22 protein-coding genes are annotated in these 18,263 nt (G+C 49.4%); 18 read left to right on the forward strand and 4 right to left on the reverse strand.

Annotated features, from left to right (window positions below):
• Nucleotides 1-125: 125 nt before the first annotated feature.
• The 4 genes from PaeBR_RS10060 to PaeBR_RS10075 all read left to right on the forward strand — a co-directional run bounded on the left by PaeBR_RS10060 (nucleotide 126) and on the right by PaeBR_RS10075 (nucleotide 3,727).
• Complete coding sequence (locus PaeBR_RS10060; protein ID WP_410514674.1) at nucleotides 126-1,070, forward strand: metal ABC transporter substrate-binding protein; 945 nt, start codon at nucleotides 126-128, stop codon at nucleotides 1,068-1,070.
• Between the two features lie 31 nt (nucleotides 1,071-1,101).
• Nucleotides 1,102-1,851, forward strand: a complete 750-nt coding sequence (locus PaeBR_RS10065) for a metal ABC transporter ATP-binding protein (protein WP_410514675.1) — start codon at nucleotides 1,102-1,104, stop codon at nucleotides 1,849-1,851.
• A 317-nt stretch (nucleotides 1,852-2,168) separates the two neighbouring features.
• Nucleotides 2,169-2,972: a metal ABC transporter permease gene (locus PaeBR_RS10070; RefSeq protein WP_410514676.1), complete on the forward strand. Its 804-nt coding sequence runs from the start codon at nucleotides 2,169-2,171 to the stop codon at nucleotides 2,970-2,972.
• A gap of 41 nt (nucleotides 2,973-3,013) precedes the next feature.
• A complete protein-coding gene (locus PaeBR_RS10075; protein ID WP_410514677.1) occupies nucleotides 3,014-3,727 on the forward strand; it encodes a cytochrome c biogenesis CcdA family protein in 714 nt (237 codons plus the stop codon).
• 10 nt (nucleotides 3,728-3,737) lie between these two features.
• Here PaeBR_RS10075 and PaeBR_RS10080 read toward each other — a convergent pair whose 3' ends face one another.
• Nucleotides 3,738-3,869, reverse strand: coding sequence for a hypothetical protein (locus PaeBR_RS10080; RefSeq protein WP_410515307.1), 132 nt, complete (start codon nucleotides 3,867-3,869; stop codon nucleotides 3,738-3,740).
• 66 nt (nucleotides 3,870-3,935) lie between these two features.
• Between PaeBR_RS10080 and mntR the strand changes: the two genes are divergently transcribed.
• From mntR to PaeBR_RS10095, 3 genes are all read left to right on the forward strand, one after another.
• A complete protein-coding gene (gene mntR, locus PaeBR_RS10085; protein ID WP_410514678.1) occupies nucleotides 3,936-4,361 on the forward strand; it encodes a transcriptional regulator MntR in 426 nt (141 codons plus the stop codon).
• 126 nt (nucleotides 4,362-4,487) lie between these two features.
• Nucleotides 4,488-6,125 carry a family 10 glycosylhydrolase gene (locus PaeBR_RS10090; RefSeq protein WP_410514679.1) on the forward strand — a complete coding sequence of 546 codons (1,638 nt, stop codon included), beginning with the start codon at nucleotides 4,488-4,490 and terminating at the stop codon, nucleotides 6,123-6,125.
• A gap of 86 nt (nucleotides 6,126-6,211) precedes the next feature.
• On the forward strand, nucleotides 6,212-7,156 hold the full coding sequence (locus tag PaeBR_RS10095; protein ID WP_410514680.1) for a patatin-like phospholipase family protein: 945 nt from the start codon (nucleotides 6,212-6,214) through the stop codon (nucleotides 7,154-7,156).
• 87 nt (nucleotides 7,157-7,243) lie between these two features.
• Here PaeBR_RS10095 and PaeBR_RS10100 read toward each other — a convergent pair whose 3' ends face one another.
• Together PaeBR_RS10100 and PaeBR_RS10105 are read right to left on the reverse strand one after the other, a co-directional pair.
• Nucleotides 7,244-7,582 carry a hypothetical protein gene (locus tag PaeBR_RS10100; RefSeq protein WP_410514681.1) on the reverse strand — a complete coding sequence of 113 codons (339 nt, stop codon included), beginning with the start codon at nucleotides 7,580-7,582 and terminating at the stop codon, nucleotides 7,244-7,246.
• A gap of 7 nt (nucleotides 7,583-7,589) precedes the next feature.
• Nucleotides 7,590-8,534 carry a DUF1385 domain-containing protein gene (locus PaeBR_RS10105; protein WP_410515141.1) on the reverse strand — a complete coding sequence of 315 codons (945 nt, stop codon included), beginning with the start codon at nucleotides 8,532-8,534 and terminating at the stop codon, nucleotides 7,590-7,592.
• Between the two features lie 188 nt (nucleotides 8,535-8,722).
• Between PaeBR_RS10105 and PaeBR_RS10110 the strand changes: the two genes are divergently transcribed.
• The 4 genes from PaeBR_RS10110 (at nucleotide 8,723) to PaeBR_RS10125 (ending at nucleotide 12,472) form a co-directional block, all read left to right on the forward strand.
• Nucleotides 8,723-9,238 (forward strand): YqhR family membrane protein, encoded by a 516-nt coding sequence (locus tag PaeBR_RS10110; RefSeq protein ID WP_410514682.1) that lies wholly within the window; start codon nucleotides 8,723-8,725, stop codon nucleotides 9,236-9,238.
• A gap of 73 nt (nucleotides 9,239-9,311) precedes the next feature.
• The gene (locus tag PaeBR_RS10115; protein ID WP_410514683.1) at nucleotides 9,312-10,382 is read left to right on the forward strand and encodes a M24 family metallopeptidase; all 1,071 of its coding nucleotides are present in this window, start codon (nucleotides 9,312-9,314) and stop codon (nucleotides 10,380-10,382) included.
• Between the two features lie 34 nt (nucleotides 10,383-10,416).
• Complete coding sequence (gene efp / locus PaeBR_RS10120; RefSeq protein WP_410514684.1) at nucleotides 10,417-10,974, forward strand: elongation factor P; 558 nt, start codon at nucleotides 10,417-10,419, stop codon at nucleotides 10,972-10,974.
• 244 nt (nucleotides 10,975-11,218) lie between these two features.
• Complete coding sequence (locus tag PaeBR_RS10125; protein ID WP_410514685.1) at nucleotides 11,219-12,472, forward strand: aspartate kinase; 1,254 nt, start codon at nucleotides 11,219-11,221, stop codon at nucleotides 12,470-12,472.
• 87 nt (nucleotides 12,473-12,559) lie between these two features.
• On the opposite strand, the gene PaeBR_RS10130 is transcribed toward PaeBR_RS10125, so the two are convergent.
• Nucleotides 12,560-13,426 (reverse strand): YitT family protein, encoded by an 867-nt coding sequence (locus PaeBR_RS10130; RefSeq protein ID WP_410514686.1) that lies wholly within the window; start codon nucleotides 13,424-13,426, stop codon nucleotides 12,560-12,562.
• A gap of 249 nt (nucleotides 13,427-13,675) precedes the next feature.
• Between PaeBR_RS10130 and PaeBR_RS10135 the strand changes: the two genes are divergently transcribed.
• The 7 genes from PaeBR_RS10135 to spoIIIAF all read left to right on the forward strand — a co-directional run bounded on the left by PaeBR_RS10135 (nucleotide 13,676) and on the right by spoIIIAF (nucleotide 18,242).
• On the forward strand, nucleotides 13,676-13,945 hold the full coding sequence (locus tag PaeBR_RS10135) for a YqhV family protein (RefSeq protein ID WP_410514687.1): 270 nt from the start codon (nucleotides 13,676-13,678) through the stop codon (nucleotides 13,943-13,945).
• 83 nt (nucleotides 13,946-14,028) lie between these two features.
• Nucleotides 14,029-15,024, forward strand: a complete 996-nt coding sequence (spoIIIAA, locus tag PaeBR_RS10140) for a stage III sporulation protein AA (protein ID WP_410514688.1) — start codon at nucleotides 14,029-14,031, stop codon at nucleotides 15,022-15,024.
• Nucleotides 15,017-15,535: a stage III sporulation protein SpoIIIAB gene (gene spoIIIAB / locus PaeBR_RS10145; protein WP_410514689.1), complete on the forward strand. Its 519-nt coding sequence runs from the start codon at nucleotides 15,017-15,019 to the stop codon at nucleotides 15,533-15,535. The genes spoIIIAA and spoIIIAB overlap by 8 nt, the downstream gene beginning before the upstream one ends.
• Nucleotides 15,536-15,548: 13 nt before the next feature.
• Nucleotides 15,549-15,752, forward strand: coding sequence for a stage III sporulation protein AC (gene spoIIIAC / locus PaeBR_RS10150; RefSeq protein ID WP_410514690.1), 204 nt, complete (start codon nucleotides 15,549-15,551; stop codon nucleotides 15,750-15,752).
• Between the two features lie 7 nt (nucleotides 15,753-15,759).
• Nucleotides 15,760-16,149: a stage III sporulation protein AD gene (gene spoIIIAD, locus PaeBR_RS10155; RefSeq protein WP_410514691.1), complete on the forward strand. Its 390-nt coding sequence runs from the start codon at nucleotides 15,760-15,762 to the stop codon at nucleotides 16,147-16,149.
• Nucleotides 16,150-16,226: 77 nt separating this feature from the next.
• Nucleotides 16,227-17,414: a stage III sporulation protein AE gene (gene spoIIIAE / locus PaeBR_RS10160; protein ID WP_410515142.1), complete on the forward strand. Its 1,188-nt coding sequence runs from the start codon at nucleotides 16,227-16,229 to the stop codon at nucleotides 17,412-17,414.
• An 18-nt stretch (nucleotides 17,415-17,432) separates the two neighbouring features.
• Entirely contained in the window at nucleotides 17,433-18,242 is an 810-nt protein-coding gene (spoIIIAF, locus tag PaeBR_RS10165; RefSeq protein WP_410514692.1) for a stage III sporulation protein AF, read from the forward strand.
• The last annotated feature ends 21 nt before the right edge of the window (nucleotides 18,243-18,263 follow it).

Raw genomic sequence — 18,263 nt, forward strand, 5'->3', positions numbered from 1 at the left:
CGGTCCAGTCTTATGACTGGGCTGTTTTTTTGCGGAATAGTTTCTTTGATCTTGTTGACTTATCGTAACGATTACTATTATAATTCAAATAGTAAAAATTACGATCTGAGGAGTCGATAGCTATTATGGGTTCGAACGTATTACGCAAGGGGCTGCTGATTTGTGCATTGATGCTGGTTCTTGTGCTCGCCGGGTGCGGGGCGAAGAGCAGCGGGAGTATTCAAGAAGGCAAGGTGAATGTTGTCACTACCTTTTATCCGATATATGAATTTGCTAAAGAAATTGGTGGCGAAGATATCAATGCCATTAATCTGCTACCTGTCGGGGTGGAGCCGCATGACTGGACACCGCGCAGCCAGGATATTGTGAACACATCGAAAGCGCAGTTATTTTTATATAATGGTGCAGGGCTGGAGGGCTGGGTACCGAATTTTCTGAAAGGGCTGGATAATGCCTCAGAGGTTCAGGCTGTAGAGGTCAGTCAAGGTGTCGATTATATAATGACGGACGAAGCGGAGCAAGATGAACACACTGATGGCGATAGCCTGCACACGGATCCGCATACCTGGGTTAGCCCGAAATCGGCGCTGATTATGGCAGAAAATATTAAAAACAGCTTGCTGAAGGTGGACCCTGAGCACAAAGAAGCTTATGAAGAGCGGTATAATACACTTGCAGAGCGTTTAAAGAAACTCGACCAAACCTTTGAGGAGGAGCTTGGTAAGATCCCGAATAAGGAAATCGTTGTTTCCCACGAGGCATTTTCTTACCTGAGCCGTGATTATGGCTTGACGCAGCATGCGATCATGGGATTGTCCCCGGATGCGGAGCCGCGCAGCCAGGATATTGTGGATCTAACGAATTTGGTGAAGGCTAAAGGCATCCGCTATATTTTCTTTGAAGAGCTGGTTTCCGATAAACTGGCCAAAACACTGGCTAGTGAAGCCGGAGTGTCGACACTGGTGCTTAATCCGGTGGAGGGACTGACGAAGGATCAGGAGAAAGCAAAGGATAATTATTTCACTTTGATGGAGAAAAATTTGCAAAATCTGATTCAGGCTTTACAATAAAAAGGAAAGTATCAAGAAAGGCGGTAATGACATGCAACCGGTATCCTTGGATTGCCATCAGCATATGATCGAAGTACAGGATCTTTCCTTCTCCTACGGCGAACAGAAGGTCATTTCCGGTCTGAATTATACCGTGAAGGAACGGGATTTTGTCGGTATTATCGGTTCGAACGGTGCCGGTAAGACCACGCTGCTCAAGATGATTGTCGGTTTGCTTCCTGCAACCAGCGGCGAAATCAGGCTGTTTGGACAGCCTGCCCGAAAGTTTAAAGACTGGGAGCGTATCGGTTACGTTCCGCAGAAGAACACTTTTAACCCTCTATTTCCAGCAACCGTGCGCGAAGTCGTCCAGTCCGGTCTATACAATAACAAAAATCTGATCCGCCGCGTGTCGCGTGCGCAGCAGCGGCAGTGTGATGATGCGCTTGAAGTCATGCGGATTCAGGATATTGCCGAAAAAAGAGTCGGTCAATTGTCCGGAGGCCAGCAGCAGCGTGTATTTTTGGCCCGAGCCCTCATAAACCACCCGGATCTGCTGATTCTGGACGAACCCACCGTTGGTATCGACGCCGAAACACAAGCCGGATTCTTTGATTTGATCACCCATATGCATGCCCATCACCACATGACTTTTCTCATGGTATCGCATGATATCGATATGATCCGGAACTACCTCGGCAAAGAACCTGTGCAGTGCAATGGTAAAATCAATTTCTACTCCCGTCACTCGCATGAGCTTCAGGATTGCGCCGAGGATAATTTACAGCACACCCTGTCCTGACTATCCTTCGCTCTTCTGTTTTTCAATTGGTTATGCTTTTGCTTTTGATCTTAATTTGGTTATCCATTGTACAACATAGGATGACCAGGCCTTTGATCTAATCTTTTTGATCTTAATACGTATGTAGATCCCGCCGATAGTCAAGCGTGTCCCGCCAGGGACGAAAGCGATCTTTACTCTAACCTAGTCCCAAATATCAGAAACCGTTCATCCCACGCTAGTTGCCCTTAGCGGGTGTCCAGAGGGTGCAACCCTTGGGGCCCTCCCTTTGAAGGGAGGGTTTGGGAGGGATGAAGTTTTTAAGGAGATAATTCATCTTGGAAATCCTGTTCAGCGATTTTTTTCAGAGGGCGCTTGCCGGCGGTCTGCTGATTGGCATTACAGCGCCGCTCATAGGCGTTTTTCTTGTGCTTAGACGCCTTTCGATGATTGGAGATACGCTTGCACACGTAACGATAGCCGGTGTGGCTCTCGGATTTTTGACCGGCTTTTACCCTTTGGGGGCGGGGCTGATCTTCGCTGTTGCGGCCTCTTTCGCGATTGAAAAGCTTCGTAAGGCGTATAAAAGCTATGCCGAGCTTTCGATTGCCATTATTATGTCGGGCGGTGTAGCGCTCGCTTCCCTTTTCTTTACGCTGGGCAAGGGCTACAATGCGGATGTAATGAGCTACCTGTTCGGCAGCATATATACGCTGGATAACACGGATCTGGTGGTAGTGGGGATAGTGACGATTGCGGTAGTTACGGTGGTCGTACTCTTCTTTAAAGAATTTTTTCTGCTTAGCTTTGAGGAGGACGCAGCCAGTGTCAGCGGACTGCCGGTGAAGCTGCTCAATATGCTCATCACGGTGCTGACAGCGCTCGTTATCAGTACTGCCATCAAAATTGTCGGTTCACTGCTTGTCTCGGCCTTGCTTACGATTCCAGTTGCGATCAGTCTGCTGCTCTCGCGAAGCTTCAAATCATCGGTAGTGCTGTCAGTTATTATTGCGGAGATTGCCGTTGTAGGCGGGCTGGTAGTGGCGGGGATCTGGAATTTGGCGCCTGGAGCAACGATTGTACTGCTGCTGATTGCTCTTTTGGCGATGACATTAATCGGTAAAAAGGGACTCCCTGCTTAAGACCCCGAAGTGACTCGAACTTAAAAAGGAGAGCTGCCACTTTGTCAAATATCAATGCAGGACTGGCATTTGCTGCCGGATTGGCGTCTTTTATTTCACCCTGCTGTCTGCCGCTTTATCCTTCTTATTTATCCTACATTACGGGATTGTCTGTTCAGGAGCTAAAAACCGGAGGAAACAAGAAAGAGATCCGTTTCCGGACGCTCAGTCATACCTTGGCGTTTATCCTTGGTTTTTCGGTGGTTTTCTATACACTTGGTTTTGGCGCAGGCCTGTTCGGGCAGTTCTTTAATGGTCAGCGTGATCTGATCCGCCAGTTGTCGGCAATACTTATCATTGTCATGGGATTATTTCTGCTCGGTATTTTCCAGCCGCAGTTTTTGCTGCGGGAACGCAAGCTAGATTTGAAATGGAAGCCGGCGGGCTACATAGGTTCCTTTATTTTTGGCATCGGATTCTCCGCGGGGTGGTCCCCCTGCATTGGACCGATTCTGACCGCGATCATCGCCCTTTCAGCGAGTGAGCCGGGCACCTGGTTTACACTCATTACGGCTTACAGCCTCGGGTTCGCTATTCCTTTCTTCGCTTTGGCGTTTTTCCTTGGGGGAGCAAGACGTATTCTTAAATATTCAGGACTGCTGATGAAGATTGGCGGTGTAATCATGGTTGTGATGGGAGTACTGCTGTTTACGGATCAAATGTTTAAAATTACGATATGGCTGCAGCAGATTACCCCGGATTGGTTGATTTTTTAAGAAAATGGACTTAAGTGAAGTAATCGATTCCTGCCTCCGGAAAATGTTCAAAAATCCGCTCTGTGATATATTCACGCAGGGCGGTTTGCTGTTCATCGGGCGGCATGAACCTCCGGGACTTGCCAAGGTGCGGCAGAAACATGTATCATTGTTAGAGCAAGGTTTGGCCGTCGCGCCATGCTTATTTTTAGAAAAGAGGTAAAATTTGATGCCAACACCCAGCATGGAGGATTATTTGGAGCGCATATACAAGCTCATAGACGAAAAAGGTTATGCGCGGGTCTCGGATATTGCCGAGGGACTGGAAGTACACCCCTCTTCTGTGACCAAGATGATCCAAAAACTGGATAAGGACGAATATCTCATCTATGAGAAATATCGTGGGCTTGTCCTAACCACCAAAGGAAAAAAGGTGGGGAAACGTCTTGTTGACCGTCATCAGCTGCTGGAGGAATTTCTGGAACTGATCGGGGTACAGCAGGAGAATATTTATAAAGATGTAGAAGGTATCGAGCATCATTTGAGCTGGGATTCCATTACACGGATCGAAACGCTGGTGGAATATTTCCGCCGGGACGAAGGACGTCTTCAGACTTTATATGATATCCACCATGAACTGGTGAGCGATTCTTGAAAGAATTGGAATGCGCTGAGCTAAAGCGCAACCTTTTCCCATGAATTACGTCAAAACGGATACCGTCCTTTTCAGGATGAGTTCCGTTTTTTTGTTTGCACAAATTTTTGAACCTGGGAGGAAATAATGAATTATCGTAAATGGATTGCCGGATTTCTGCTGATTGTTTTATGTTTACCGCTATTGGCTTCTGGCGCCCGCGCGGCTGCTGCTGTTATAACGATAGAGCTGGATGGAGTGACAGTAAAGGGTGATGTGGATCCCTATATTACTTCTAATGTCACAATGGTCCCTATAGGAGTTATCAGTCAGGGTCTCGGTGCCGACGTGAATTGGAATCAGAGCACCAGGACGGCGACGATCACCAAAGATAAGACCATTCTCAAGCTGATGAACGGAAAAAAAACGGCACTGGTTAACGGTGCTTCGGTAGCTCTGGACAATACCGTACAGAACAGGCAGGGGCGCATCATGGTTCCGCTGCGTTTTGTGGGAGAGCAGCTGGGGCTGCAGGTCGTATGGAACAAGGCAACGAAGCATATTTCCTTGTACTCCAGTGTTGAGCCACCGCAGGTGAGTGTTCCGACAGCGCCAACCGTGCCAACCAAACCAACCGTTCCAACACCAACAATACCGACCATACCCGGAAGTAAATCCGGTAAAGCCATGAAGGGCGCATGGGTATCCACCGTATTCAATCTGGACTGGCCGTCCGTGACTTCCGCGGGAAACGCTGACAAGCAGAAGGCGGAATTCGACAGCCTGCTGGACAAACTGAAATCCGTTGGCTTTAACGCTGTTTTCGTGCAGGTTAGGCCCTCCGGTGACAGTCTGTATCCATCGGAGCTTGTACCCTGGTCCAAAGTACTGACCGGCACACAGGGAAAGAACCCCGGTTATGACCCGCTGGATTACATGATCGGCGCAGCACACGAGCGGGGGATGCAGTTTCATGCCTGGTTCAACCCGTTTCGGGCAACAACAGATTCTTCTACAGCGTTTTTGGCAAGCAACCATGTGGCCAAGGCTCATCCCGAATGGATTGTGAACGCAGGAGGTAAACTTTATATTAATCCTGGAATTCCGGACGCTCGGCAGGATATCATCGATACGGTTATGGAAGTTGTAAAAGGCTACAATGTTGACGGTATACATCTGGATGATTATTTCTACCCTTCCGGTGTTGCATTCGCAGATGATGCTGCCTATAAAACCTATAATACAAGCGCCATCTCTTCCAAGGAGAATTGGCGTCGTAATAATATCAATGAGTTTGTCCGTCAACTGGGCGAAGAGATTCATGCCGTCAAGCCTGCTCTTGCCTATGGAATCAGCCCTTTCGGCGTATGGCGCAACAGCAAGACGGATAGTACCGGATCTGACACATCCGCAAGCATAACAGCATATGACAGCATGTATGCGGATGTCCGGACATGGATTGCAGAGGGCTGGATCGACTATGTCGCTCCGCAAATCTATTGGAGTCTTTCTTTTAATGCCGCACGCTATGACAAGCTGGTAGACTGGTGGGTCAACGAGGTCCGTAATACCGATGTGAAACTTTATATCGGACTCGCCTCCTACAAGGTAGGAGCTAAAGACCAGTCTGCGGAGTGGCAAAGCCCACAGCAAATGATTAATCAATTAAAATATAATGAGCAGTATGACGAGGTTGAAGGCAGCATTATGTTTAGAGCCAATGACATCACTGCGAGAGACCCATTCGGACTGGCGGGCTTACTGACCTTTTATTTTCAATCCTGAAGTTTAATTCGTTTCATAACCAGTCATTAATTATCCCCTGTGCTCATAGATAAGCAGTAGAATCTATGGGAACGGGGGATTTCTGCATGGAGATAAATGCTGTGTTCGAAGGCGGGGGCGTCAAAGGAATTTCATTGGCCGGTGCAGTCCAGGCAGCAGAACAAGCGGGCGCCACGTTCAGGAGAGTAGCAGGCACTTCTTCGGGTTCAATTGTAGCTGCACTGCTCGCCGCAGGTTTATCGGGAGAAGAGATGAGCGTCATTATTCGTGGCACATCCTTTTCTGCATTTTTGAAGCGGGCGCCTATTTTCAATACAGCTTATGTGGGCCCGGCACTGCGTGTGTTGCTTAAAAAAGGGCTCTATTCAGGCGAAGCACTGGAATCATGGGTGAGAGGTATTCTGCAGAAAAAAGGGATTGTTACTTTTCGCGACCTGCCCCCCGGGAAGCTGTCCATCATAGTCTCCGATATTACCAATGGCAGGATTGTAGTACTCCCGGACGATCTGAAGGATTACGGGATTACACCGGATCAGTTCGAAGTTGCCAAAGCCGTACGCATGAGCTGCAGTATTCCGTATTTCTTCGATCCCGTCATGCTGCGGCTGAGTGGAGAAGCGGCCAAGGGAAAGTCTTTTGCAGAACAATTTGTCTATACGGTAGATGGCGGCCTTCTGAGCAACTTTCCTATGTGGTTGTTTGATGACAAGGAGCAGGGAAAGGCGGGGGCGACTATGAAAGGGCTCGGAGTCCGTATTCCAACAGTGGGCTTTCAAATGATCGGTAAGACAGACCCGCAGCCCCACCGGATTACCGGTCCATTCACGATGCTGCAGGCTTTGGTCGGCACGATGCTGTCCGCACATGATGAACGGTATATCGAACAGGAGAAATTCGTCCGTACCGTAAAAATTCCCACACTCGGCATCGGCACCACCCAATTCGAAATCACGAAGCTTCAAAGCGATGCATTGTACGCCGCCGGGCTGAAGGCCGGGGAAGCCTTTTTCCGGGAGTGGAGACTCAAGTGAAATCCTGATCGTGGTTGGTTTAGCATTATCCCAAAAAAGGGCATCCCCACGGTTCACCAGGTGAACGGGAGGATGCCCTTAAAGGAATTAGTGATACTTGGGAAGCTGATCATCATTTTTCCCTTTGCTTCCTTCAATGACCTGGAAGGGATAGCTTTTACGCTTGCCGGACGAGGCATGGGTCTTGCGCAACCCGGCCACCTTGGCCATAGTTTTCTGTGAAGGCTTTACCTTAGTCCTTGATCTGCTGCCATTCTTCGCAAAACGGCGTGGCGGATATTTATAAAGCAGATAAAGCAGCACACCCAGTACCAGAGGAATTATCAAGCTGGTCAATGAACGGAGACCCGATGTCATCACTCCATTCACAAGACCGATTACCGCGAGCAGCACCGCGCTCCAAAAAATCAAAGCATGCCTGATCATAGGCCACTCATCCTTTCGCAGGGTCCAATATGCCTCCGGTCACACTTACTTCTGTATATCCTTTTGTTTCGATTGCAGCATCCAGTTCCCGCATGCGGTTAAAGGAAGCAATCGATACTTCTACCTGATCGTCTTTCGGCTCTTTCGTAGTCAAAAGCTGAAGCCATAAACCCGGATAACCAAGATACTTCAGGCCGGGAACATTCTTGACCGCATTAGTGCCCTTGAGAACCTCAAAGGAAACTCCGATAACGAGCGGCAGCAAAATAATCCGCTGCATGACACGCTCCCAAAGATTATCCCAGGGAACAACGGAGTAAATAATCACTCCCAGTACGATGGTCAACATCATAAAGCTGCTGCCGCACCGGTAATGCAAACGGCTGTATTTCTGCACATTTTGCACGGTAAGCTCTTCTCCCGCTTCAAATGCGCTGATGACCTTGTGCTCTGCACCATGATACTGGAACAACCGCTTCACAACTGGAGTCTGGGAGATCCCCCACAGGTAGACGAGCAGCAGAATCAGCTTAATAGCGCCTTCTACGAGGTTGTGTAAAACATAGTTGTCAAATGCATTCTTAAATAGAAAATCTTCTACAAATACAGGAACAAGGGTAAAAATAACTTTTCCCATGACAAAGGATAATATACCCATGACTGCCACGCCCAAAATCATTCCGAGGCTCCAGCTTTCATCTTTCTTATCCTTTTCCTTCTGTTTAGCCTGTTCCTCCGGTCCTGCTTCGTCCTCGGCATAGGCCTCCGCCGAATAATTCAAATGCTTGGAGCCCTTGGCACTGGAATCTATAATACTGACAAGGCCGCGAAGAAGCGGAATCTTGCGCAGTTTAAGGACCCAGCTCTTATCGCTCTTCGGCACCTCCAAAAATGTGATTTCCTGATTCTTCCGCCGTACGGCTGTTACGTTAACATGCTTGCCGCCGAACATAACGCCTTCTATTACGGCTTGGCCGCCGTAACTTGGAGTTTCCTGGGACAACCCATTCACCTTCCCGTAATTTATTATGATTTTATATATACTCCATTGTAACTAATTTTTAATGACATTACTAGTTGGATTGCCTTTTGCTGTACATACTAGGCTTTAAGGAGAGGCAGCGGAAGCGTTCCTAATAAATGAAGAAAGCAGGCGGACTTAAGGTGAATAAATCGCATCAGCAAAAGTCGGATCATACGAATCATTGGATTTTCGCAATAGAACTGGGACTTTTCGCAGGATTAATTTGGGGAGGGGCGCGCTGGCTGATGTATCTGATGAATTTTACCAAAGTCATCCCCGGTTTTTTGGGGGAGCCTTTTTTTAAACATTCATTTTTGCTCACCACTGCGGGCCAGATCACCGGTTATTTATTTTTTATCGTACTTTCTGTGATCGTATCCCTGCTGTATGTACTGATTCTGCGTAAGTTAAAAGGACCCTGGCCCGGCATGCTCTATGGGGTGTTGTGGTGGTCCGTTATATTTCTGGCCGGATCCCGGCTGTTCCTGTTGCAGCGGCCTTTCCGGCTGCCGTGGAATACGGTGATTAGTGAATTTTGTATTTTTTTACTCTGGGGATTGTTTATTGGCTATACGGCTGCCATTGAGTATACGGACGAAAGAAAGCGGGAGCAGCAGACAGGACTAGCCTGATACTCGAAAAAACTTCTCAAGGGCATGCCCCTATGTTAAAATACAATGTGGCTATTTCGAGAGGAGAATGAATATGGGAAACAATCGTGTCTCCAAGCTGCGCAAGGTTCTGCAGGCTCGCGGACTGGATGCGATGTTAATAACCAGCGGTATTAACCGCCGTTATCTGAGCGGATTTACCGGCTCATCCGGGTTTGTGCTTGTCACTGGTGACGAAAGTTATTTGCTGACTGACTTCAGGTACATGACTCAGGCTGCAGAACAGGCGACGGGGCTCAAAGTCATGGAGCACGGTCCAAAGTTCATTGATACTGTGCGTGAGCTTTTGCCTGCGGGCGGGAATGTTCGTGTTGGCTTCGAACAGGACGCTGTTACTTTCAGCGCCTACACAGCCTATGCGGAAGCCTTGAAGCCCGTTGAACTGGTGCCGGTCTCCAAAGCTGTGGAAGACCTGCGCATGTTCAAGGATGCTGAGGAACTTGCTGTTATGGGACGGGCTGCCGATCTCGCAGATGATACTTTCCGTCATATTCTGAATGTATTGAAGCCTGGTATGACCGAACGTGATGTGGATCTGGAAATGGAGTTTTACATGCGCACCCACGGTGCAACTTCTTCCTCGTTCGATACGATTGTGGCCTCCGGCGAACGGTCTGCCATGCCTCATGGCGTAGCAAGCAGCCGTGTGATTCAGGGCAACGAATTCGTGACCTTTGATTTCGGCGCTTTGCTTGACGGATACTGCTCGGATCTTACCCGGACAGTGGCGCTTGGAGCTCCGAATCCAAAGCTGAAAGAGATTTATGATATTGTGCTGGAAGCTCAGCTGCATGCGCTGGCACATATCAAGCCGGGAATGACAGGCAGGGAATGTGACGCCCTGGCACGGGATATTATTACCCGCTATGGCTACGGTGAGCAATTCGGGCACAGCACCGGTCACGGACTTGGCATGGAAGTGCATGAATGGCCGCGGCTGTCCAAGCTTAGCGATGATATTTTGCAGCCTGGTATGGTTGTGACCGTAGAGCCTGGTATTTATTTGCCGGGAATTGGCGGTGTGCGTATAGAAGACGACGTAGTGGTTACTGAGAGCGGAATCTCGCTGCTTACCCATTCGACCAAGGACTATACTGTACTGTAGCGCAAATTAATTATGTTTTCAGGAGGGGTTTGTAGTGATTTCAGTTAACGATTTCAAAACAGGATTAACCGTAGAGGTGGACGGAGATATTTTTACCGTTCTTGATTTCCAGCATGTAAAGCCGGGTAAAGGTGCGGCATTTGTTCGCTCCAAGCTGAAAAACCTGCGTAACGGCAACACTGTAGAGCGCACTTTCCGTGCAGGCGAAACTATTGGCCGTGCGATCATCGAGAACCGTGCCGTTCAATATTTGTATGCAAGTGCCCAGGAGCATGTCTTCATGGACAACGAGACTTACGATCAGTTTAGTCTGGACGCCAAGCAATTGGAATGGGAACTCAACTTCCTGAAAGAGAACATGACTGTAAACATCGTCAGCTATCAAGGTGAAATCCTCGGAATCAACCTGCCTACAAGCGTTGAGCTGAAGGTTGTCGAAACCGAGCCTGGAATTAAAGGGAATACAGCCCAAGGTGCAACTAAATTCGCAAAAGTCGAAACGGGTCTGAATGTGCAGGTTCCTCTCTTCATTAATGAGGAGGATGTTCTGCTTATCGATACACGCGAAGGCAAGTACATCTCCCGCGCGTAGTTACAAGACTTTATCATGTTATATTTCTATATTTAAATGGCCTCCCCGCTGCCTCGGCGGAGGCTTTTTGGGTTCTGATCTTGCAAGTATAAATGTTTAGTATGTATAATTATACAGGGTAAAATAAAGAGAAATTTTCTGAAAGCAATATCACAAGCTGCTATTTTCGTATTATACTGGTTTAAAGCGGGAAACCGAGAGCAATATTATACTACACAGACCGAAGTTAGGAGTGAGAAGGACTTTGTCACTTTATGTCATGAAATTCGGAGGCAGCTCCGTCGGCGACACTGAACGAATGAAGCGCGTCGCCAAACGCATCGCAGACAAACAGGATGAAGGGCACCGCTGCGTTGTGGTTGTATCCGCCATGGGGGATACTACGGATGAATTGATCGATCAGGCCAAGCTACTGAACGGGCAGCCTCCTGCACGTGAGATGGATATGCTGATGACGACGGGAGAACAAATCTCTGTCGCCCTCTTGTCCATCGCTCTTCACGGGATTGGCCGGAATGCTGTATCTTATACAGGCTGGCAGGCAGGCTTCCGCACGGACGAATCCCACGGACGTGCCCGTATTAACGAAATTGTACCCCGGCGTGTGCTGGAGTCTCTGGAGCGGGAACAAATCGTTATTGTTGCCGGATTTCAAGGGATGACACTGGACGGCGAGATAACAACACTGGGACGCGGGGGCTCCGATACAACGGCAGTCGCACTGGCTGCGGCAATCAAAGCCGATGTGTGTGAGATTTATACCGATGTTGACGGTATTTACTCTACCGACCCGCGTATTGTGAAGACAGCACGCAAGCTGGAGGAAATCTCCTATGACGAAATGCTGGAGCTCGCCAATCTGGGAGCCGCGGTATTGCATCCCCGTGCGGTTGAATATGCCAAACGTCATCAAGTGAAGCTGGTCGTTCGATCGAGCTTTAACCATAATGAAGGAACTGTAGTGAAGGAGGAAACAAGCATGGAGCAAGGTGTCATCGTAAGCGGTATAGCATATGACAAGAACGTGGCGAGAATCAGTATTTTGGGAGTACCCGATGTTCCGGGTGTGCTGGCACAAGTATTCGGCAAGCTGGCAGAAGAAGAGATTAACGTTGATATCATCGTCCAAAGCGGCGTACTGAATGATAAAGCCGATTTCTCTTTTACCTTAGGATTAAATGATGTGGAGCGGGCAAAGGAAATCATAATGCAGCTTCGGGGAGAGCTTCCTTTCCGTGAGGTTACATCCGAGAATAACCTGATCAAGGTTTCTATTGTCGGCGCTGGCATGGTTAGTCATCCCGGGGTTGCCGCCCAAATGTTCGACGTTCTCTCCAATGAGGGCGTGAGCATCAAAATGGTCAGCACCTCCGAGATCAAGGTATCCTGCGTCATTGAGGCTAGCAATCTGCAAAGCATTATTCAGGCACTGCACACGGCTTACAATCTCGATACTGCTGAGCAGGCGTTTGTGGGCGGGCCGCAGGATCGCCGTTAATCACTGCTGCAGAAATTGAACAGGGATGTCCATACAGCCGAAAGAGGCTGAGGGCATCCCTGTTTTTTGCATGAAAATAACTGCAACCTAACCCTGTCTCCTGAATCTCCCCACGATCTCAACGGTTTCGAGGACATTTACGAAGGATTTCGGATCGGTCTCAATAATGGTCTTCCTCAGCTCTGCCAGCTCGTACCGGGTGGTTACCGTCATGAGCATCGTATTGCCCTCGTGGCTGTATCCTCCCTCAGCATTGACCACGGTTACGCCATGGGGCAATAACTTCAGGCGGTTCAACATAAGCTCCCTTTCCTTTGTAACAATGAAGCACGTTAATTTCACATGGCGAATATGGATCATGTCGACCACTCTGCTTTTGACAAAGATACACAGCATGGCGTACAAGGCAGAATCCCAGCTTTTGAAGAAGCCCAGACTTAGAATAACAAGACCATCCAAGACAAACAGTACAGTCCCCATCGGAATATCACGCTTGCGTGTAATAATGGATCCCAGAATATCAAACCCGCCTGAAGAACCCCCGGCACGCAGAGAAAATCCGACCCCTCCGGCAATAATGACCCCGCCGAAGATACTGGCCAGAATGGGATCTTTGGTTACCTGAACTAACGGAATTATCGTCAGAAACCACGTAGTACAAACAACGGACAACATACTCAGACAAATGTACTTCTTCCCGACAACAACGAAGCCCCATATAAGAATCGGCAGGTTGATACCGAAATAAATCAGCGAAATATACCCCGGATTGGTCAAATAACCGATAACAGAGGCTGTTCCAGCCACCCCTCCGCTTAACAGCTGGTGAGGAATCAGGAACAATCGCAGCCCGCCCGCTACCAGTAATGCGGATAATATAATAATGGCTACCTCCCGCACTTGCCTCATTACTGTTCCCGTACTGATTGGTACACCGTAATTACGAATATGCATGACTGAAATCCCCTCTTTTTTCTTGTGCCTTAACGCGGGCACTATATAGGTTCCATAAAAATAAATTTATCATACCGATGATATTTTTTTATAGCGGTTATCACTATGATTTCTTTCACATCTTATTGTTCCCGGTAAGTCATTTCTTCCTGTCTAAAGTGGGACAGTCCTGCATATCCATGGATAACAGCCGGAATAACCAGAGTCGTGCTCAGTAATGAGATGGAAATGAATTTTCAAAGGAGTTGAGTGTGCTTGGACAAGTATGTAAGCTGGATGGCGATTCTACGGCTGCTGTCGGGCTGTGCGGAAATCACCGCCGCGCTTATTATGTTGCGATTAAATCAGGTAGATAAGGCATTGGCAGTCAATTCGGTCCTGGCCTTGGTGGGTCCGACTATTCTCATTACAACCTCAGCTATTGGTTTGACCGGTATGGCCCAAGAGCTGTCCTGGAGCAAGCTGGGCTGGGTTGGCATCGGTGTGGCGTGTCTCTTAATCGGCATTCTGAAAAAATGATAGATTATAGTGCATAAAAGACAAGTACAAGCATAAATATGGAATAAAGCAATTAAGTAGAGGACAACTTGGGGGTTCTTTGTATGGCTAACGATTGGCTTCTATTGTTTCCCGAAAAAGTAAGAGCAATGCTCCAGCGTCTACCGTTATCTCTGCTGACGGCTGTGGAGGAGATTCGTGTCCGGGAAGGGCGGCCCCTAGAAATAAATTATTCCGGGAAGTATCACTTTCTATGCGGGGATGGTGCTCTCACAAAACACCCGGAGGAGGCTTATAGGCCGGATCGCGAGGACAGTCACCGGCTGCTGGATCTGATCAGTAATCACTCCCTCTATACGATGGAAGAAGAGCTTCGCAAAGGTTTCATTACGATCCCCGGCGGTCACCGCATCGGACTAGCCGGACGGACCGTGCTCAGTGGTGGCGGTGTTGAGCATCTCCGGGATATCACAGGCTTCAATGTACGGATTGCACGTGAAGTGCAAGGCGCCGCAGACGGAATACTTCCGTATTTGCTGGATAAGGGCGGGCAGAGATTCATGCACACGCTGATCCTTTCACCGCCCCAGCATGGGAAAACAACCCTGCTCCGTGATCTTGCGAGGCAGATTTCTACCGGAGGGCAGGGGAAACCCGAGGGCCGCCGGCCCGGACTGAAGGTTGGTATCGTCGATGAGCGCTCCGAGATCGCCGGCAGCAGGCGCGGCATTCCAGCCTTTGACATTGGCCCGCGCACGGATGTTCTGGATGGCTGTCCCAAGGCGGAAGGCATGATGATGATGATTCGCTCCCTGTCTCCCGACGTACTGGTTGCGGATGAAATCGGACGTCCCGAGGATGCTGAGGCGGTAACTGAAGCGCTGCACGCAGGAATTACGGTGCTGGCTACGGCTCATGGCAAGGAAGTGTCCGAGCTGGTCCGCAGGCCGGGTCTGGGCGGACTGCTGGAGAACAAAATGTTCGAGCGATACGTAATCCTGCACCGGTCGGAAAGTGGTCTGTCCTTCCGTATTCTGGACAGCCAGAATCGGAGGCTGGTGGTTTCCCCGGAGCGAATAGGCGGTGATGCCTATGCTTAAGCTGTTTGGAGCAGTGATGATCGTGCTTGCAGGAACGCTGGCAGGCTTTCAACGCGCCCGGCAATACTCAGACAGGCCCAGACACATTCGCGGCTTGATCGCGGCTCTGCAGCGTCTGGAGACTGAAATCATGTACGGCTTCACACCTTTGCCGGAAGCTCTGCGGCGAATAGGGGTCCAGTCCAGAGAGCCGCTGCAATGTTTTTTTACCTCCGCAGCCGAGGAGATGAGTCCTCCTAATAACAGAAGTGCCCAGGATGCCATTCATAGGGCCATGGAGACTCATTGGAAGAACACGGCAATGAAGGCTTCGGAGAAGGAAATTATCCGTCAGCTGAGCTGCACGCTCGGGACAAGTGACAGGTCCAATCAGGCAACCCATATAGCGCTGGCATTGCAGCAATTGAAGCAGGAGGAAGTAGCAGCCAGGGACGATCAAGGCAAATATGAAAAAATGAGCAAAAGCCTGGGGCTGCTGCTTGGAGCATTGATTGTCATTTTGATCTTTTAGCGAGGTGCCAGGAATGAATATAGAAGTCAATGCGATCTTTCAAATTGCCGGCATCGGCATAATCATCGCCATGATTCACACGGTGCTGAAGCAGATGGGCAAAGAAGACATCGCCCACTGGGTTACTGTTATCGGTTTCGTCGTCGTACTGTTTATGGTAATCCGCATGCTGGACGGACTGCTTCAGGAAATCAAATCGATTTTCCTTTTTCAATAGGCGGGCTATGGAAATTATTCAAGTCGTTGGAATCGGGCTGATGTCGACCATTCTGATACTCGTTTTGAAGGAACAAAAACCGATGTTCGCTTTTTTACTGGCCACGGCTACAGGGATTCTGATCTTTTTGTTTTTGATAGGCAAGATCGGGATGATCCTTTCAACGCTGGAGCGGGTAGCGGAGTCCTCGGGGATGGAAATGATCTATCTGAAGACGGTTTTCAAAATTATCGGTATTTCCTATATCGCGGAATTCGGCGCACAGGTTGTGCGTGATGCGGGTCAGGAATCTATCGCCTCCAAAATAGAACTTGCCGGTAAAGTGCTCATTATGGTTCTGGCGGTACCCATTATCAGTATTATCATCGAAACGGTGATGAAACTGCTGCCCGCATAGTAAAAAACAGTACCCATCGTGAAACGGGAGGAGAAACCATGTTGGTCCGTACAATTTTTCGACCCCCCAAATTAATTATGGTGCTGCTTCTGTTCATCTGCTGCTTTCTCATCTCAGGGATCATGACAGGTACAGCCTCCGCCTCTTCACCCGGCACTTCCTCGGGTTCCCCGGTTGACGGGTGGGTAAAGGGGCAAATAGAGGACCTGCCAAAGGATGGCGTTGAGAAATACTGGGACCAGCTGATGAAGGACTACGGCGGTTTTTTTCCGGAAGGGGCCACCCCGTCGCTAATGGACATGCTGATTCCGGGGGAAGACGGGCTAAGTCTCCAAAGTGTGCTTTCCGGGCTTGGTTCTTACATGTGGCATGAGGTTCTGTATAACGGCAAGCTGCTCGTCACCATAGTCATGATCAGTGTGCTCAGCATGATACTGGAAACACTCCAGACCGCCTTTGAGCGGCAAAACGTCAGTAAAGTGGCTTATACACTCTGCTATATGGTGGTTCTGGTCATTGCCGTTAACAGCTTTAATATCGCTATAGGTTATGCGAAAGACGCTATCGACCGGATGATCGACTTCATGATGGCCATGATTCCGCTGCTGTTCGCACTGCTGGCCTCCATGGGCAATATCGTTACTGTTTCTGTAACCCATCCGCTCATTGTTTTTATGATTCATACGGTTGGCACTTTGATTCATACCGTCGTCTTCCCGCTTCTGTTTTTCTCGGCAGTGCTGCATCTCGTGAGCTCCATGTCCAACAAGTACAAGTTGACCCAACTTGCTAATCTGCTGCGCAACCTGGGAGCAGGCCTCCTTGGTGTTCTGCTGACTGTCTTTCTTGGAGTCATCTCCGTGAGAGGGATAACCAGCTCCGTGACAGACGGGGTAACGATCCGGGCTGCCAAGTATATCACGGGAAATTTTGTACCGGTAATCGGTAAAATGTTCGCGGATGCCACGGATACGGTCATCTCGGCGTCGCTGCTGGTCAAGAACGCAATCGGGCTGTCGGGTGTCATTATTATTTTGTTCCTGTGCGCTTTTCCGGCGATCAAAATACTGGTGCTTGCCCTTATCTATAATGTGGCAGCGGCAGTCATGCAGCCCTTGGGCGACACGCCGATTGTATCCTGCCTGCAGACCATCGGCAAAAGCATGATTTACGTATTTGCCGCTCTGGCGGCAGTATCGCTAATGTTCTTTCTGGCAGTCACGATTATGCTGACCGCCGGCAATGTCACCGTCATGATGAGGTGAGTTTGAGGGAGGGAGTTCATGACCTGGTTAGGCGGATGGCTTAGGGAAATCATTCTTGTTGTTCTGCTGGCCTCCTTCGTGGAAATGCTGCTCCCGAGCAAGTCGATGGAGCGTTATGCAAGACTGGTGCTTAGCCTGCTCGTTCTGCTAACGATGCTGAGCCCTATCGTATCTCTGCTGAAGGGGGATGCGGTCACGGAATTAAGTATGGCTATGGATCAACAGAAGCTGCAGAGCGGAGTCCTGACAAGCGCCGGACAAGGAGCCGATACGCTCGAAAAGATTCTGGCTGACGGACAGAGGCTGGCGCAGGGACGCCAGGAGCAAAGCCTCAAGCTGGCCGCCAGCGAGATTGCAGGACAAATGAAAGAGCAGATTTCGGCTGAAACGGGGGAAAGAGGCGTGCAGGTCACTGTAGCGCTGGCGATGAAACAAGCGGATACCCCCGGTGCGGAAGCCCATCCTGCCATCTCCTCGGTGATTGTCGCAATGCCTGTCATAAAAGGGCTAGATGGAACTAAAGATACTTCTTCGGAAGACGGCGGGGTAACCGGGGGAGGGACAGCAGCATCCGGGCCCATCGTTATTCCTCCTGTAAATTCGATTGAGATCAATATACAAAACAGTGAACCTGAGGATCAGGAGGGAACAGGCACTGCGGGAGCCTCAACGGCAGCAGGTACTGAAGCCGGGACAGAAGACGCTGAAGAGAGCGCGACTGCCGCAGAGGATGTAAAAGCTATTAAGGCACTGCTGGAACAAAAGTGGGGGCTTGAACCAGGGGTAATCCAGGTGCAAAGCAGCGCCGCCGGCGCCGCTAAGCTGTAATAAGGCTGCGGGAGATAACGG

The organism is Paenibacillus sp. BR2-3 (assembly GCF_046529485.1).
In the GTDB taxonomy this organism is placed as follows: Bacteria; Bacillota; Bacilli; order Paenibacillales; family Paenibacillaceae; genus Paenibacillus_AQ.